This is a genomic window from Methylobacterium sp. C1 (assembly GCF_001854385.1).
Taxonomy (GTDB): domain Bacteria; phylum Pseudomonadota; class Alphaproteobacteria; order Rhizobiales; family Beijerinckiaceae; genus Methylobacterium; species Methylobacterium radiotolerans.
The window spans coordinates 4884600-4901234 of record NZ_CP017640.1 but is presented as its reverse complement, the minus strand read 5'-3'; the positions used below and the strand labels follow the sequence as shown (position 1 = coordinate 4901234).

13 protein-coding genes are annotated in these 16635 nt (G+C 71.4%); 4 read left to right on the top strand and 9 right to left on the bottom strand.

The window, feature by feature from the left end; translation table 11 throughout:
* Positions 1–113: 113 nt before the first annotated feature.
* Positions 114–1001, top strand: coding sequence for a YihY/virulence factor BrkB family protein (locus BKE41_RS22700; protein WP_012321267.1), 888 nt, complete (start codon positions 114–116; stop codon positions 999–1001).
* A gap of 99 nt (positions 1002–1100) precedes the next feature.
* Here the strand turns inward: BKE41_RS22700 and BKE41_RS22695 are convergent, their stop codons facing one another.
* Positions 1101–2876 carry a glucan ABC transporter ATP-binding protein/ permease gene (locus tag BKE41_RS22695; protein WP_012321266.1) on the bottom strand — a complete coding sequence of 592 codons (1776 nt, stop codon included), beginning with the start codon at positions 2874–2876 and terminating at the stop codon, positions 1101–1103.
* Between the two features lie 466 nt (positions 2877–3342).
* On the bottom strand, positions 3343–3822 hold the full coding sequence (locus tag BKE41_RS22690; protein ID WP_059409031.1) for a CAP domain-containing protein: 480 nt from the start codon (positions 3820–3822) through the stop codon (positions 3343–3345).
* 186 nt (positions 3823–4008) lie between these two features.
* Between BKE41_RS22690 and BKE41_RS22685 the strand changes: the two genes are divergently transcribed.
* Positions 4009–5118 carry a GGDEF domain-containing protein gene (locus BKE41_RS22685; RefSeq protein ID WP_012321264.1) on the top strand — a complete coding sequence of 370 codons (1110 nt, stop codon included), beginning with the start codon at positions 4009–4011 and terminating at the stop codon, positions 5116–5118.
* Here the strand turns inward: BKE41_RS22685 and BKE41_RS22680 are convergent.
* Positions 5071–7803, bottom strand: coding sequence for a DUF3772 domain-containing protein (locus BKE41_RS22680; RefSeq protein ID WP_043074558.1), 2733 nt, complete (start codon positions 7801–7803; stop codon positions 5071–5073). The two genes, BKE41_RS22685 and BKE41_RS22680, sit on opposite strands and share 48 nt — an antisense overlap.
* A 509-nt stretch (positions 7804–8312) precedes the next feature.
* Here BKE41_RS22680 and BKE41_RS22675 point away from each other — a divergent pair.
* A complete protein-coding gene (locus BKE41_RS22675; protein WP_012321262.1) occupies positions 8313–8861 on the top strand; it encodes an HNH endonuclease in 549 nt (182 codons plus the stop codon).
* A gap of 16 nt (positions 8862–8877) precedes the next feature.
* Here the strand turns inward: BKE41_RS22675 and BKE41_RS22670 are convergent, their stop codons facing one another.
* The 3 genes from BKE41_RS22670 to BKE41_RS22660 all read right to left on the bottom strand — a co-directional run bounded on the left by BKE41_RS22670 (position 8878) and on the right by BKE41_RS22660 (position 11353).
* Positions 8878–9120, bottom strand: a complete 243-nt coding sequence (locus tag BKE41_RS22670; protein WP_029358663.1) for a hypothetical protein — start codon at positions 9118–9120, stop codon at positions 8878–8880.
* Positions 9121–9151: 31 nt separating this feature from the next.
* Entirely contained in the window at positions 9152–10096 is a 945-nt protein-coding gene (locus BKE41_RS22665; RefSeq protein WP_024828840.1) for an outer membrane beta-barrel protein, read from the bottom strand.
* A gap of 264 nt (positions 10097–10360) precedes the next feature.
* Positions 10361–11353, bottom strand: coding sequence for an outer membrane beta-barrel protein (locus BKE41_RS22660; protein WP_012321259.1), 993 nt, complete (start codon positions 11351–11353; stop codon positions 10361–10363).
* Between the two features lie 277 nt (positions 11354–11630).
* Between BKE41_RS22660 and BKE41_RS22655 the strand changes: the two genes are divergently transcribed.
* Complete coding sequence (locus BKE41_RS22655; RefSeq protein ID WP_012321258.1) at positions 11631–11972, top strand: MmcQ/YjbR family DNA-binding protein; 342 nt, start codon at positions 11631–11633, stop codon at positions 11970–11972.
* Positions 11973–12070: 98 nt separating this feature from the next.
* Here BKE41_RS22655 and glmM read toward each other — a convergent pair whose 3' ends face one another.
* The 3 genes from glmM to ftsH all read right to left on the bottom strand — a co-directional run bounded on the left by glmM (position 12071) and on the right by ftsH (position 16621).
* Positions 12071–13411 carry a phosphoglucosamine mutase gene (glmM, locus tag BKE41_RS22650; RefSeq protein WP_024828841.1) on the bottom strand — a complete coding sequence of 447 codons (1341 nt, stop codon included), beginning with the start codon at positions 13409–13411 and terminating at the stop codon, positions 12071–12073.
* Positions 13412–13480: 69 nt separating this feature from the next.
* The gene (locus BKE41_RS22645; RefSeq protein WP_071000138.1) at positions 13481–14293 is read right to left on the bottom strand and encodes a sulfite exporter TauE/SafE family protein; all 813 of its coding nucleotides are present in this window, start codon (positions 14291–14293) and stop codon (positions 13481–13483) included.
* A 405-nt stretch (positions 14294–14698) separates the two neighbouring features.
* Positions 14699–16621, bottom strand: a complete 1923-nt coding sequence (ftsH, locus tag BKE41_RS22640) for an ATP-dependent zinc metalloprotease FtsH (RefSeq protein WP_012321255.1) — start codon at positions 16619–16621, stop codon at positions 14699–14701.
* Between the last annotated feature and the right edge of the window lie 14 nt (positions 16622–16635).

Here is a 16635-nt window from a genome sequence, read left to right as displayed (position 1 = left end):
CGGGTGCCGGCGCCGTTCATCGGCGGGCCTCTCCCCGAGAGGATCGCCCCGAGGATCGCGCGATCGAGGATGGTTGGACACCCGTGAAACCTCTCCGCAGCGGATTACAGGTCATGGGCGTCGCCGCGCAGCGCTTCGTCTCCCACGACGGCTGGGCGATCGCGAGCCACATCGCGCTCTCGAGCCTGACCTCGCTGTTCCCGTTCCTGATCCTGCTGGCGGCGCTGGCCGGCCTGTTCGGCACGCAGTCGCTGGCCGACGAGGCCGGGGTGCTGATCTTCGACGCGTGGCCGCGGGAGATCGCCAAGCCGATCGTCGGCGAGGTCCACCGGGTGCTCACCGAGCAGCGCAGCGGCGTGCTGACGCTCGGCGCGCTGTTCGCCCTGTACTTCTCCTCCTCGGGCGTCGAGAGCCTGCGGGTCGGGCTGAACCGGGCCTACGGCCTGCGCGAGAGCCGGCCCTGGTGGCTGACCCGCCTCGAATCGATCGGCTACGTGATCTGCGGCGCCTTCGCGATGCTCGCCTTCGCGCTGCTCGTGGTGCTGGGGCCGCTGATCTGGCGCAACGTCGTCCTGGTGGCGCCCGGTCTGGAGCCCCTGAGCCTGACGGTGGCGATCGGCCGGATCGCCGTCACGGCCCTGCTGCTCGCGGTCGTGCTGGTCATCGCCCACAAGTTCGTTGCGGCCGGGCGGCGCTCGATCCTGTCGGTGCTGCCGGGGATCGGGGTGACGCTGGTCCTGTGGTTCTTCGCCGGCCTCGGCTTCGGCTACTACCTCGACCGGTTCTCCAACGCCTACGCGTCGACCTACGGGGGGCTGGCCACCGCGATGGTGTTCCTGGTCTTCCTCTACTGGCTCGCCGCCATGTTCCTGTTCGGCGGCGAGATCAACGGCACGGTCATCGCCGCCCGCCGCAGCCGCCTGCAGGCGAAGATGCTGGCGCGCCGGGCCGAGATGGAGGGCCGGAGGGCCGGAACGGGTGCCTCGGGGTCGGGCGCCTGATCCCGAGGGATGCCGGCCCTCACCCGCGCCCGCGCGGGAACAGGAGCGGGGCTCCGCGCGCGATCCCGGCGACGCGGTGCGCCCGGCGGCGGCGCGTCCTCACGCCGCCAGCGCCAGCCCCTCCTCGGCATCCGCCTCGGTCGCCATGAACTGCGCCCGGGCGAGCTCGGCGAAGCGGCCGCCCTCGGCCACCAGCTGGTCGAAGGTCCCGGCCTCGACGATCCGGCCCTCGTGGAACACCAGGATCCGGTCGGCGTCGCGGATCGTCGCGAGGCGGTGGGCGATCACGAAGGTGGTCCGCCCCTCCATCACGGTCTCCAGGGCGCCCTGGAGCTTGCGCTCGGTGGCGGCGTCCAGCGCCGAGGTCGCCTCGTCGAGGATCAGGATCGGCGGGTTCTTCAGGAGCGCCCGGGCGATCGAGAGCCGCTGGCGCTCGCCGCCCGAGAGCGACCGGCCGCGCTCGCCGATCACCGTGTCGAGCCCGGCGGGCTGGCGCGCCATGAAGGCGCTGGCCTGGGCCCGCTCCAGGGCGTCGAGCATCTCGGCGTCCGTGGCGTCGGGGCAGCCGACCTGCAGGTTCTCGCGGATCGAGCGGGCGAACAGCATCGGCTCCTGGAACACCACGCCGATGTTGTGGCGCAGCGAGGCGAGGCCGACGTCGCGGATGTCCATCCCGTCGATCCGGATCGAACCGGCGGCCGGGTCGAAACTGCGGTGCAGGAGGCCGAGCGTCGTCGACTTGCCCGAGCCGGTGGTGCCGACGAGCGCGATCGTCTCGCCGGGCTTGGCGGTGAACGAGACGCCGTCGAGCGCCTGGCGCCTTCCGTCGTACGAGAAGGCGACGTCGTCGAAGGTGACCGCGCCCTCGAACCGGGCGACCTGCCGGGCGTGCGGCCGGTCGGCCACCGCCGGGACGGTGTCGTAGATCTCGAAGAACTCGGCGATCTTCGGGGCCTGCTGGAACAGGCCGTTGACGAAGCCGACCACGTGGTCGAGCCGGGCCACGAAGGCGGTGGCGAGGCTCATGAAGGCCACGACCTCGCCCACCGTGGTGGTGCCGGCCTGGTAGAGCCAGATGCCGGTGACGAAGATCGCCGTCATGGTGATGGTCGCCGACGCCCGGGTCGCCACGTTCGCCAGCGCCCACCAGGACAGGACCGGGATCTGCGCGGCGAGCAGGTTGGTGATGATGCCGCGCATCGCCTCCTTCTCGGCCTTGGCGCGGGTGAAGGACTGGATCACCGCGACGTTGCCGAGCGCGTCGGAGGCGTGGGCGGCGAGCCCCGAGTTGAACGCCTCGACCTGCCCCTGCAGCGTCTCGGTCCGGCGCATCACGAAGGTGGTCAGCGCCGTGAAGGCCAGCACCAGCACCACCAGGATCGAGCCGAGCTGCCAGTTGATGAACAGGGTCATCGGCAGGAGCACGCCGAGCGAGACCAGGGCGACGAGGTGGTCGCGGAAGAAGCCGAGCCACAGCCACGCCATGCCGTTCGTGCCCTCCAGCATCGCCTTCAGGACGCGGCCGGAATGGTTGGCCGAGTGGAAGGCGAGCGGCAGGTCGAGGACGTGCTCGAAGTAGCTCGCCATCGACGACAGGCGGTTGCGATGCGCGAGCCGGTCGGCGTGGAGCGCGATGAACACGCCCGCCGCGATGGTGAAGAAGCCGAACGCCACCCAGGCGGCGAGCAGGGGCAGCATGGTGCCCATGGCGTCGCCGCCGCGCTTGAGATGGGTCAGCTGGTCGATGATCCGGCCCATCAGCAGGGGCTCGGCGAAGGCCGCGATCGCCAGGACCACGTTGGTGACGGCCAAGCCTATGGCCAGCCGCCGCTCCGCCTTCAGAAATCCCAGGACCCGCCCGTACAGACGAACCATCGTACCGCTCCGCCACCCCTGGCGCGGCCCGTGTGACCCGGGTCTCACGCCTTCACCGAGGAGATCCGCGCGGCCGGCATAAGCGCCAGATCCGAGTCAAACCCCTCGTACGAAACGGGTATGCCAGCGCCTGCCTGAACGGGCGATGACGGGCCGATACAGGTTCGAAACAGTCGCCCGCACCGTTGCTTCAGCAAAGTTTCCCGAAGGTTGACGCGGACCCCTCGCGTCCCGGCTGCGAGGGCGGTGCCGCTCCACCCGGAGAGCCCGCCGGATCATCGTCCACGGATCGCGCAACCGGCACCCGACTGCTCGGCGGCGGCGCGGCGCTCGCGCTGATCATGATCGACGGCGGCCGGCCTTCCGGACGACAGATTCGCCTCCGCCGCCGGCAAGGCCGACACCGAGCCGATGGTGCCCCCTCCATGCCCCTCCATGCCCCTCCGTGCCGGCCGGCGGGGCGCCGCTACTTCGCGGTGAGCAGCGCCCAGTAGACCTTGTACTTCGAGCCCGGCGCGTAGGCGGTGGCGATCCCCATCCGGGTCGCCCCGGGCGCCAGCATGGTGGCGTCGTGGGGCGGGCTCTCGCGCCAGCCCGAGAAGGCCTCGGCCAGGGTGTGGTAGCCCGCCGAGAGGTTGGCGTTGACGTTCGCGTAGCCGAGCCGCTCGACGGCGGCCTTGACGGTCTGGGCCCGGCTCGGCCGGTCGGCGAGCGCCATGGCGGCCGCCTCGGCCTCGGCGAGGCGCTGCAACTCGGGATCAACCGTCAGCGGCGCCGCGCCGCGGTTGCGGCGATAGGACGAGATCATGTCGCGGGCCGCCTCGACGTCGACATGCGCGCTGTTGCTGGCGAGCGGCAGGTAGATGCTCGGCAGCGCCGCGCTGCTCGGCGGCTGGGCGGCACAGCCGCCCAGCAGCGCCGCCGACAGCGCGGCCGGGCCGATCATCCGGGCCCCGGTCCTGATCCGGCCGAGCCCGCGCCCCGCATGTCGACCGTCCCGATCGCGTCTCGTCACGACTTACCCATCCCTGCGACGGCCCTGCCGCCCGGGCGGCATATAGGCGTTGCCGGGCGGCCGCGCATCGGACGATTAGGGCTTCCTCAAAGGCCTTGGGTCTAAAACCGCACACCGATGACGACCGCGCGTTCCCTGGCCCTGGTGAAATCGCCCCGCGACCGATCCGTCCGCGGGCGCGCCGACCCGTCGGCCGCGGACGAGGCGGTCGCCGAGGCCGCGGCCGCCTGCGCCCTGCAGCGGGCGATCATCCGCCAGCAGGCCGGCCTGCTGGCGCGGCAGGAGCGGGTCCTGGCGGACGCCGGGATGGGCCTGTGGTCCTGCCGCCTGCACGACGGTGCCCTCGACTGGTCCGGCGGCGTCCACGACCTGTTCGGCGTTCCCCGAGGCGCGGCCCTGCATCGGCCCCGGATCCTGGACCTCTACGAGCCGGCCTCGCGGCGCCTGCTGGAGACGCTCCGGCACCGGGCGATCGCCCGGGGCGGCGCCTTCGCGCTCGACGCCGAGGTGCTGGCCGGAGGCCGGCGACGCTGGATCCGGATCCGCGCCGCGGTCGAGTCCGAGGACGGGCGCCCGACCCGCCTCTTCGGAACCAAGCAGGACGTCACCGAGGAGATCGGCCGGCTGGCCGAGCTGAGCCGGCGCGCCGAGTGCGACCCGCTGACCGGGCTGGCGAACCGCCGCGGCTTCGACGCGCAGTTCGCGGCGCAGTGCGCGGCACAGTTCCGGACCGGGACGGCCGGCTCCGGTCCGGAGCCGCTCGGCGCCCTGCTGCTGATCGACCTCGACGGGTTCAAGCCGGTCAACGACATCCACGGCCACGCGGCCGGCGACCTGTGCCTCAGGCGCGCGGCCGCGCGGCTGGCGGCCGTCTGCCGGGACGCGACCCTCGTGGCCCGCATCGGCGGCGACGAGTTCGCCGTGCTCCTGCGGGCGCCCGTCGACCCGTCCGGGCTGGTCGAGCGCGGACGGCGGATCGTGGCCGCCTTGAGCCGACCGGTCCCGTATCGCGGCCACGGGCTGCGGATCGGCGCCTCCGTGGGGATCGCCGTGGGGACGGCCGCGGGGACGGCCGCGGGCGGCGGCCCCGCCCGGCTGTTCGGGCGGGCGGACGCGGCGCTCTACGCCGCCAAGGACGCTGGCGGGAACACCGTCCGGATCGCCCGCGGCGGCGGCCGGTCAGGCGCCGGCGCTGCGCAGACCGCGGTCGCGCGGGGGCCGGGCTGATTCGCCACCCTCGGGGAGCGCGGCCGGCTGGATGAAGCGGCTGGCGATCTCGCCCATGGCGCTCTGCATCGTGTCGAGGCCCTGCACGGTGACGATGCTGGAGCCGGGCCCGAGCGGCGGGATGAAGCCCGCCTCCGACAGGGTCGCGAACACCGAGAAGTTCAGGTCGGTCACCACCTTCTGGCCGAGGCTCACGTCCACGATCCAGACGAGGAGCTCGAATTCCAGGAACGGGTCGCCGATCTTCTTGAACACCACCCGGGGCGGCGGCTCCTTCAGGACGTCGGCATGGCCCTGCGCGCAGGCCGTGATCATCTCGGCGGCGCGCACCGGATCCTGGTTGCGCAGGACGCTGACCGTGATGCTGACGCGCCCGGTCCGGTCCCCCCGCACCCGGTTCTTGACCACGCCGGAGATCAGGTTCGAGTTCGGCACGATCACGGCCGAGCGGTCGAAGGTCTGGATCTCGGTCGAGCGGACCGAGATCCGCTTCACGATACCCTCGGAATCGCCGATCACCACCTGGTCGCCGACCCGGATCGGGCGCTCCCACAGGAGCAGCAGGCCGGAGACGAAGTTGTTGACGATCGACTGGAGGCCGAAACCGATACCGACCGACAGGGCGCCGGCCACGATGGTGAGCTTCTCCAGGCTCAGGCCGAGATACGAGAAGGCGAGCGCCAGCGCGATCAGGAAGCCGCAATAGCCCGCCACCGTGGTGATCGAGTTGCGCAGGCCGGCGTCGAGGTCGGTGGCCGGCAGGTAGGTGTTCTCGAGCCAGCGCTGCACCCCGCGGGTGATGAACACGCCGACCACCAGGATGCCGATCCCGAAGGCGATGCTGGAGAGCGAGATCGTGACGTCGCCGACCTTGAAGCCGAAGAAGGCCTGCCGGACCGACGAGACGATGTCGGTGGAATCGAGCCCCCAGGGCGCCAGCACGAGGACCGCGGCCGCCAGGAACAGGACGAGCCGGGTCGCGCCCGTCGTCAGGACCGAGATCTGGTTGAGCGAGCGCTTGCGCAGGCCGGTATTGGCCTGGAGCGTGGTGGCGAGCCGCGTCTCGTCGCTGAGCGCGCGGCCGACGAAGATGTCGACGCTCTGGACCAGCAGGTAGAGCAGCACGAGGACGGCCGCGTCCCAGATCAGCTGGTCGATCAGGAAGGCCGCGAAGGCCACGTAGCCGACCAGCGCGCCGAGCCCGATCAGCGCCACCGCGGCCCAGCCCAGGAGCCGGGCCGGCCCGCCGATGCCCGTCGTGGTCTTGGTCGGCACGTAGGGGCCGAAGCAGGCCTCCTCCTCCTGCTCGGTGTCGGCGAAGCGGTGGAGGCCGACCGCGAGGATCAGCGCGGTGGCGACCGCGCCGATGCCCCGCGTGGCGATGGAGATCGGCAGGGCCGCCGAGATCCCAGAGTTCAGCGCCTCGACGGACTTCACCACGGTGATCACCGTGGCGATGCCGACGGCGAGCCGGGTCAGGCGCGTGGCCGCCGCGTCGCTCACCGGGGCGGGCCGCCAGGCCGGCTTCTCGGGGCTGAGCAGCCCGTCGCAGAGGGCCTCCACGAAGGCGATGAAGGCGAGGCCGCCGAGGATCGCGGCGGCGACCGGCAGGAGCCGGGACGGCAGCAGGTTGGTGGAATCGAGGGCGTAGTAGACCGCGTAGGACCCGGCCACGGCCGGCACCGTGCCGAGCAGGATCACCCGCCAGGCGGCGAGCATCACGGCGCGCCGCGACGGATCGGTCTTGGTGGCGTCCCGGCGGGCGCCCTTGGGGGCGATGTTGCGCCGGCCGAAATACAGCGCCACCGAGATCCCGAAGGCGAGGCCCAGGAACAGCAGGTTGGCGAGGCTGCCGTTGCGGGAGAACAGCAGCCCGATATCCGACACGGCGCTCTGCAGGGCGCGCGTGTCCCGGGGCACGTCGCCCATCACCTTGGTCCAGAGACCGGGGCCGACCAGCGGCTGGGAGCGCTGGAGCAGGTCGCGGGTGAAGGATTCGCGGCGGCGGTTCGAGACCCGGTCGACGATCTGGTCGCCCTGCACCACCAGGGAGCGGGCGAGGCGCTGGGTCTCGTCGATGCGGGTGACGGCGGCCTCGCGCTCGGCGCGCTCCGCGGCGACGTCGGCGCTCTCCTGGGTGTCCTTCGGCTTCGGCCCGAGCTGGGCCAGGCGCTCGCGCGCGGCCTCCAGCGGCGCGTCGAGCCGGGTGACCAGGGTGCGGATCTCGTCGGTGACCGTGACGGCGCTGTCGCGGATGGCGTTAAGGTCGACGACCGTCAGCTCCGCGTGGCCGAGCTGCTTCTCGCGGGCGTCGAGCTCGGCCTTGGCGGCGTCGAGCTTGGCCCGGACCTTCTTGAACTGCTCGGGAACCTCGGCCTTCGCGGCCGGCGGGGGCGCGGGCTTCGCGTCGGCCGGTCTCGCGCCGGTCGCCTGCGCGTCGGGTGCCTTGCCGTCCGCGGGCTTGGCCTCGGGCGCGGCCTTGGTGTCGGCGGCCTTGGTGTCCGCAGGCTTGTGATCCGCGGGTTTCTGATCGGCGGACTTGGCGGCGGGCGCCGGATCCTGCGCGAAGGCCGGCAGGGCCAGGGCCGCCGGGGTTGCGAACACCAGCGCGGCGAGCAGGGCGAGGGCGCGGGACGGGCGCGGGGCGCCCTCCGGCTTCCGGGTCCGCGCTGGGATACGATGCATGAGCAACCTCTCGTCGGGCGCGCGGCGGCCGGCCGGAGTCCGGCATCGGCGAATCGGCGGCGATCGGGGACCGGGCGGGCCTCCTGGCGGCCGGGCGCTCTGGGCGAGCAATAGGGCGAAACCGTGCCCCTGCCCACCCCGGACCGGGTCCCGTCTCTGCGAGCCCGCTGTGGGTGCGTCCCCGGGGCTCATCCGGAAAAGCTTCACAAGGGTGTCACGCTGGGATTAGATGAACACCTGATGGACAGGGCCTTTTCGTTGCTACGCGAAAGGGCGCGGCCGGTGGCGATGCCGGCCCGGCCCGGCCGCGTTCCGGATGCTACCGCATCGACCGGCGCCCCCGCGCGCCGGCCCGTCGCCCTGTTGTTCCCTCCGTCTCTCCCGTCAAGCCGTCGCTCCGCGCGCCGGCTCGTCCTGCATCGGCCCCGGGCCGGTTCGGACGGGCCGGCGGGGCGGCGGCATGGTCCCGCGCGTCTCACGCGCTAGAGCTAGTCCGAAGAGTCGCGCCGATGATGGATCTCCAAACCCTCGTCCTCAACGCGGATTATCGGCCGCTCTCGTACAATCCGCTCTCCCTCTGGTCGTGGAAGGACGCCTTCACGGCCCTGTTCCTCGACCGCGTCACCCTGGTGGCGAGCTACGACGTCGAGGCGCGCTCGCCCTCCCGCGCCCTGCGGGTGCCGAGCGTAGTGGCGCTGAAGAACTACGTGGCGCTGGCCCGCAGCCCGGCCTTCACCCGCTACAACATCTACCTGCGCGACGGTTTCAGCTGCCAGTATTGCGGCCTGCGGCTGCCCTCGGGCGGCCTGACCTTCGACCACGTGGTGCCGCGCTCCCGGGGCGGCCTGTCGAGCTGGGAGAACGTCGTGGCGGCCTGCTCGCCCTGCAACCTGCGCAAGGCCAACCGCACGCCGGACGAGGCGGACATGCCGCTGATGACCGAGCCCCGGCGGCCGACGCGCTACGAGCTGCACCACCGGCAGCCCGAGTTCGACCACCGCCAGTACCATCACACCTGGCTCGACTACCTCTACTGGGACAGCGAGCTGGAGAACTGAGGGCGGCGCGGAGGCGTCACCAGGCCGGCGCGCGGCGGGGCGGCTCGTTGTACATCGGGACGTTGAGATTGCGCGGCAGGTAATCCCGCACCAGGACGGGCGGGGGAACGGCGGGCAGCGGGCGCACCCGCACGGTCCGGCGCATCGGGTGATGCGCCTCGCGGCGCTCCGCGAAGGCCGGTCCGTGGACGAGCACGAGACCGGCGAGCAGCGCGGCGCGCGACGTCAGGGGCCACAGCCTCGAGAGACGGTCAATCATGGTCAGGATCCGGCCGGCGCGGGAGGAAGGGTCAGAACTTGACGGCCGCGCCACCCCGGACGGTGTTCAACTGGGCGTTGTGACCGTTGAAGTCCTGGAACCGCACGTACTGGTACTCGCCGCGCACCAGGATATTGGGCGTGATGGCGTATTCCAGGCCGAAGCCGAGGGCGACGCCGCCGATGGTCTTGGTCCGGGCATTCGCGGTCAGCGGCGTCGGCGCGTACGGGACGGTCTGGGCGCCCTGTCCGGCCGGCGTCGAGTTGTTGAGCGGGAAGTTCGGATTGAAGCTCGCGTAGCCGTGCTGGTAGACCGCCGCGGGCTGCCCGGTGGTCAGGGCCTGGTTCGCCGCGTAGGTGGTGGCGCTGTAGCCGTAATTCTGGACCGATACGGTATCGTTGATCGTGACGCGGCCGATCGCGGCACCGGCGGTGACGTAGGGGAGCAGGTTGCCGAACGCGTAGCCGGCGCGGCCCCGGATGGTGCCGTAATCCTCGATCCGCGTGTTCGACGTGCCGAACAGGTTCACCGACTCGGAGTTGCCGGCGGCGGTCGTCATGATCCGGTTGATGCCGTTGGTCGACCAGCTGTTCTGGTCCGTGTGCGTGTAGTCGGCCTCGATGCCGAGGACGATCCCGTCGAACTGCACATTGAAGCCCGCGAAGGCACCGAAGCTGGCCCCGCGCGTCCGCGTGCCGGGGAGCGACAGCATTTTCGAGACGCTGAACTCGGATTCCACGGTGCTGTAAGCGAAGTAATTCGCCAGCGTGGACTGCATCGCGTTGCGCTGCGACAGGCCGCCGGAGGTGAAGCCGCCGTGGCCGCCGACATACACGCCGCTCCAGTCGACCACCGGGGCCGGGACCGGGTCGTAATCGGCGCCGCGCAGGTAATCGTAGTCCAGATCGGCGGCGCGCGCGGTGTTCACGCCGCAGAGACCGAGAACCGCCAGCAGCGGAAAGGTGACGGTACGCATCGGGATCGTCCTGGGACGGAAAGAGACGGATGGCGGATCGAGCCTCGACACGGTGATATGCCGGTAACCTTAATTCTCCGTTGCTCGACTGCGACAGGTCAGTCCCGATCCGGGGATGCCAGTCCCGGCGCGTATTGGGCTGGCCAAAACCGGCCGAGGACCGGCCGAGAACAGACCCGGTCGCGACGGGGCGCCGAAACGCGAAACGGCGCGGAGACCCTCCGCGCCGTTTCGCCTGTCAGTGGGATCGCGGTCGAGGTGCGATCAGTACTTGCGCACCAGCGGGCCGGGGACCGGCTCCGGCATCAGCGGCGGCAGCGGGGCCGCCACGACGCCGCCGAGGTAGTAGCGCAAGCCGATCTTCACGTCGTGCGCCTCGATGTCCTTGATCTTGATCGCCTGGAGGCTGCCGGTGCAGCACGGGACGAAGCCCGGGCCGGTCTCGGCCTTGCCGAGGTTCAGGTAGCGGTAGGCCAGCTCGATCTTCAGCGCGTCGGTCACGTTGTAGGCGAGACCGGCGTGGAGCGCCCAGGCGAGGCTGCCGCTGGTCTTGTCCTTGTAGAACTTGCTGCCGCTGTTGGTGTTGTAGACCGCGTTGCCGTTCGCGTCGTAGACCGGCGCGTAGTTGTAGGAGGGTTGTCCGCAGCCGCAGCCGTAGATCGGGTTCGCGTAATCGTAGCCGTAGGTCGGGCTGGTGAACTGCTGGTTGGTCGAGTAGCTCGAGACGTGGTTGAACGCGTAGCCGACGCCGCCGCCGATGAACGGCGTGATCCCGTACCACGTGCCGAGGTCGAAATACGCGTTGGCCAGAACCACCGCGGAGTCGAAGTTGCCGCTCGACTTGTTCACGCCGTACGACCCGAGCCCGTTATCGAAATCCGGACCCTTGTAGTACTCGCTGCCGCGCAGGCCGGTGGAGTAGCGGTACTCACCGGTGATGTCGCCGCGCAGGAACGGGGTGAACTGGTAGCCGACGCCGACGCCCGCGAAACCGCCGCCGCCGACCGCGTTGCCGAAGGCGCGGTTGGACTCGGCGTAGCCGGTGTAGTCGTAGGCGTCGCTGTAGCGCGGACGGGTGTAGATGCTGGCGCCCACGTCGCCGCGCAGGTACCAGCCGCCGCCGACCTCGATCGGCGGGGGCGGCGGCGGCGGGGGCGGCGGGAGCATCAGATCCGCGGCCGCGGCGAGGCAGGGCGCGCCGACGCTCGCCGCGAGCGTCAGGCTACGCACCAAAGCGTTCAGCTTGGAGCGGGCCATGGAGATTCCTTCACTGGACTCGTGAGCCGGACGCGCGGCGCGCGGTCCCGGGGTACGAGGGCAGGATGGAAGGAACGTCTTAAATCCGGCTTAACGTTAAATGTTAGCCTTGCGCATCCGTTGCCGAGCTGTCGAAACGGGTAACCGGGCGAGACTTGCTTGTTTCCGCCGCGTCGCGCCGCCGGGTCGGCGCAGTTCATCTGTCGGGGAGGGCCGCGTGGGCGACCCGATCGGCGTCGCCCGGCCGCCCGGGCCGCGCGGGAGTTGAGCGATCCGCATGGGGCCCGACGACGTGCGCATCCTGGCGCTGATGCTGCCCGAGGCGGTGGCGGGCGCCCACAGCGGCAACCCGGATTTCCGGGTCGGCGGCCGGGTCTTCGCGACCCTCTGGGTCGAGGAGGCGCGGGTGGTGCTGCGCCTCGCGCCCGCCGATCAGGCCGCCCTGTGCGAGGCCGAGCCGGACCTGTTCGCGCCGCTCGACGGCGCCTGGGGGCGGCGGGGCTGGACCAATCTCGACCTCGACCTCTGCCCGGAAGAGACCCTGCGGGCGGCGCTGCTGGGGGCGTGGCGGACGACCGCACCCGCGGAGCTGCGCGCCGCCTACGCCGACCTAGGCTGACCTAGGCTGACCTGGACCGATCCCGCCCCGATGCGGCGCGCCCGGCCCCCCGGGGGCGGAGCCGGGATTGCGGGCCGGGCCGCTCCGAGGCTCCGGCCTCAGGCCGCCGCGCGGGTGACGGCGTCGACCACCTCGTCGACCACCGCGTTGACGAGGCCGCGGTCGTCGCCCTCGGCCATGACGCGGATCACCGGCTCGGTGCCCGACGGGCGGATCACGAGGCGGCCGGCATTGCCGAGCCGCTCGCGGGCGTGCTCGATGGCGCTGACCACGCTGTCCTCGCGCAGGGGCTCGCCGCTCCGGTAGCGGACGTTCTTGAGGATCTGCGGCAGCGGGTCGAAGCAGTGGCAGACCTCGCTCACGGGCCGGTTCTGCCGCTGCACCACGCTCAGGAGCTGCAGGGCGGCCACGAGGCCGTCGCCGGTGGTCGTGTAGTCCGACATGATGATGTGGCCGGACTGCTCGCCGCCGAGATTGTAGCCGTGCGCCCGCATGTGCTCGAGGACGTAGCGGTCCCCCACCGCCGTGCGGGCCAGGCTCAGGCCGAGGCCGCCGAGGAAGCGCTCCAGGCCGAGATTCGACATGATCGTCGCCACCACGCCCGGCTGCGTCAGGCGCTCGTCCTCCTTCCAGGAGCGCGCCACGACGGCCATGAGCTGGTCGCCGTCGACCACCTGGCCCTTCTCGTCCACGATCAGCACCCGGTCGGCGTCGCCGTCCAGCGCGATGCCGATATCGGCCCGGCGCTCGCGCACCATGTCGATCAGGGCCGCGGGCGCGGTCGAGCCGACATCCCGGTTGATGTTGAACCCGTCCGGCTCGGTCCCGATGGCGATCACCTCGGCGCCGAGTTCCCACAGGGTCTCGGGGGCGACCCGGTAGGCCGCGCCGTTGGCGCAGTCGACCACGACCCGCAGCCCGTCCAGGGTCACCTGCCGCGGCAGCGTGCGCTTGGCGAACTCGATGTAGCGGGCGTGCACGCTCTCGATGCGCTTGGCCCGGCCGAGGTCGTTCGAGCCGGAGAGACGCTTGTGCATGTCGGCGTCGATCAGCCCCTCGATCTCGTGCTCGATCGCGTCGTTCAGCTTGAAGCCGTCGGGCCCGAACAGCTTGATGCCGTTGTCCTCGAACGGGTTGTGCGAGGCCGAGATCATCACGCCGAGATCGGCCCGCATGGAGCGGGTCAGCATCGCCACGGCCGGCGTCGGCACCGGCCCGAGCAGCAGCACGTCCATGCCGACCGAGGTGAAGCCGGCGACGAGCGCGGTCTCGATCATGTAGCCGGAGAGGCGGGTGTCCTTGCCGATCACCACCCGGTGGCGGTGGTCGCCGCGCTGGAACACGAGGCCGGCGGCCTGACCGACCTTGAGGGCGAGTTCCGGCGTGATCACGCCGTTGGCCCGGCCCCGGATGCCGTCGGTTCCGAAATACTTGCGCACCATCACGTCTCCGGCGCCCGGTCTCGCGGACCGGGCACAGCTTAGCAGGTTATCGCGCCCGCCGGCGGCTCAGCGGCCGGCAGAGTCAACGGGGTGCTCCCCGACAAAGGCGGTCGAAATGGGGCGCCCGGCGCGCTGCAGGAGCCGCGGCGCCGAGGCCGAGACCAGCGCGAGGCCCGAGACGGTCAGCAGGCCGAGCACGAGCCGGCGGAAGGCGACCTCGCCGATGCCGAGATAGATCCGGGTGCCGAGCAGCGTCGGGACCAGCATCGCCGGCAGGATCACCGCCAGCATCGGCAGCGTCGCCCGGGTGACGAGCCCCGCGGCAAGGTAGGTCGCCAGGGTCACGCTGAGCATCGCGAGGTTGAAGTTCTGGATCACCGAGCGCTGCACGTCGCGCTCGTAGCGGCGCAGGGTGCACCAGAGGGTCGGCAGCACGCCCGTGAAGCCGCCGAGCCCGCCCATCATCCCGCCGCCGAGACCCACCGCGGCGTCGGCGAGCCGGCCGCCGGCCGTGATCCGCGGCAGGTTCCGGGCGAGGAGCATGGTCGGGCACCAGACCACCAGCAGGAGGCCGAGGAGCATCTTGAACCAGTCGGCGTCGAGCCGCGGCAGCAGGAGGACGCCGAGGGGGATGCCGGCGAGGCCGCCGAGGATGAAGGGCGCGAGGCGCCCGGGCTCGAACCCGCGCCGGACCGAGACCGCGGCGATGACCTGGCCCGTGAAGGCGCCGGAGACGGCCAGCACGGCGGCGAGCTGCGGGTCGATCACCCAGGCCCAGATCGACAGGGCCGTGAGCCCGAAGGCGAAGCCCGACAGGCCCTGCACGAAGCCGGCGGCGACGGCGCCGAGGGCGACGACGAGATAGGTCGAGACCGGCATCGGGATCTGGCTACGGCCTGTGGAACGGTCCTGTGTTTCCGATTCGGCGGACGCCGCCGAGCCTCCGGCCAAGCTGACGACGTCGATCTGCCGACAGGAGGGCCCGTTTGTCAGGGGCGATGCGAGGATGGTCACGCGTCGCGGTCGAACGCCGACGCGGATGAGAGGCCCGACGCGCGCCCTGTCCCGTTCGGGCGAGGGTTGGGGTGAGGGATACGACGGCCCCGGATCGGGCGGACCGTTGCCGCGCGCCCGCGTCGAGCCACCCTGGGGCCGGCCTGATCCCGCACGCCGTCCCCTCCCCCGCACGGGAGAGGAAACCGGCGCCCGATCCGCGTGAAATCCCGGTCCGGCACGAAAAAGGGCGCCTCGCGGCGCCCTCCTCGCTCATCCGACCGCGCGGTCTCAGGCCTGCGGCTGCGGCTCCAGGCCGCCGTCGCTCTCCTTCGGCCGGCCGCGGCCTGCCGAGGGGACCGAGGAGCCCCGGGCCGGGGTCGGCGGCACGTCGCCGCCGTCGCGGATCGGGGGCTGGCCCTTGAGCAGGTTGCGGATCTCCTCGCCCGAGAGGGTCTCGTACTCGAGGAGCCCCTGCGCGAGGGCCTCCAGGTCGTCCTTGTGCTCGGCCAGGATACGGCGCGCCTCTTCCAGGCCGGTCTCCACGAGGCGGCGGACCTCGGCGTCGATCTTCTGGGCGGTCGACTCGGAGACCGACTGCTGCCGGCCCATCGACATGCCGAGGAAGACCTCGTCGTTGTTGTCGCCGTACGCGACGGTGCCGAGCTCGGGGCTGAAGCCCCAGCGTGTCACCATCATCTTGGCGAGCCGCGTCGCCTGCTCGATGTCCGACTGCGCGCCCGAGGTCACCTTCTCGCGCCCGAAGATCATCTCCTCGGCGATGCGACCGCCCATCATGATCGCCAGCCGCGAGGTCATCTGCTCGAAGCTCATGGAGAGCTTGTCGCGCTCGGGCAGCTGCATGACCATGCCGAGCGCCCGGCCGCGGGGGATGATCGTCGCCTTGTGCACCGGGTCGGTGGCCGGGACGTTCAGCGCCACGATGGCGTGACCGCCCTCGTGGTAGGCGGTGAGCCGCTTCTCGTCCTCGGTCATCACCAGGGTGCGCCGCTCGGCGCCCATCATCACCTTGTCCTTGGCGTCCTCGAACTCGTGCATCGTCACGATGCGCTTGCCGCGGCGGGCGGCCAGCAGCGCGGACTCGTTCACGAGGTTCATCAGGTCGGCGCCCGAGAAGCCCGGGGTGCCGCGCGCGATGGTCTTCAGGTCGACGTCGGGGGCCAGCGGCACCTTGCGGACGTGGACCCGCAGGATGCGCTCGCGGCCGGTGACGTCTGGGTTCGGCACCATGATCTGGCGGTCGAAGCGGCCGGGACGCAGCAGGGCCGGGTCGAGCACGTCGGGGCGGTTGGTCGCCGCGATGATGATCACGCCCTCGTTGGCCTCGAAGCCGTCCATCTCCACGAGGAGCTGGTTGAGGGTCTGCTCGCGCTCGTCGTTGCCGCCGCCGAGGCCGGCGCCGCGGTGGCGGCCGACCGCGTCGATCTCGTCGATGAAGATGATGCAGGGCGCGTTCTTCTTGGCCTGCTCGAACATGTCGCGCACGCGGCTCGCGCCGACGCCCACGAACATCTCGACGAAGTCCGAGCCCGAGATCGTGAAGAACGGCACGTTGGCCTCGCCCGCGACCGCCCGGGCGATCAGGGTCTTACCGGTGCCGGGCGGGCCGACGAGCAGCACGCCGCGCGGGATCCGGCCGCCGAGCCGCTGGAACTTCTGCGGGTCGCGCAGGAACTCGACGATCTCCTGGAGATCTTCCTTCGCCTCTTCCACGCCGGCGACGTCGTCGAAGCTGACGCGGCCGTGGGCCTCGTTCAGGAGCTTCGCCTTCGACTTGCCGAAGCCCATGGCGCGGCCGGCGCCGGACTGCATCTGGCGCGAGAGGAAGATCCAGGCGCCGATGAAGACGAGGATCGGCAGCCAGCTCACGAGCAGCTGGATGAACCAGGGGGTGTTGTCGGACGGCGGGCGGGCCGTGATCTGCACGCCCTTGCCCTGGAGCTTGGAGACCAGGCTCGGGTCGTTGGGCGCGTAGCTCGTGAAGTTGCCGCCGCCGACGTAGGTGCCGGACACGTCCTGCCCGGAGATCACCACCGACTGGATCTTGCCGGCATCGGCGTCGTTCAGGAGCTGGCTGTAGGCGATCTCGCTGCCGCCGCCCCGGTGCCCCGGGTTCTGGAACAGGGTGACGAGAGCCAGCACCAGCAGGAAGATGACGACCCACAAGGCAAAGTTGCGAAAATTCGGGTTCATCGATCAATCCCTGG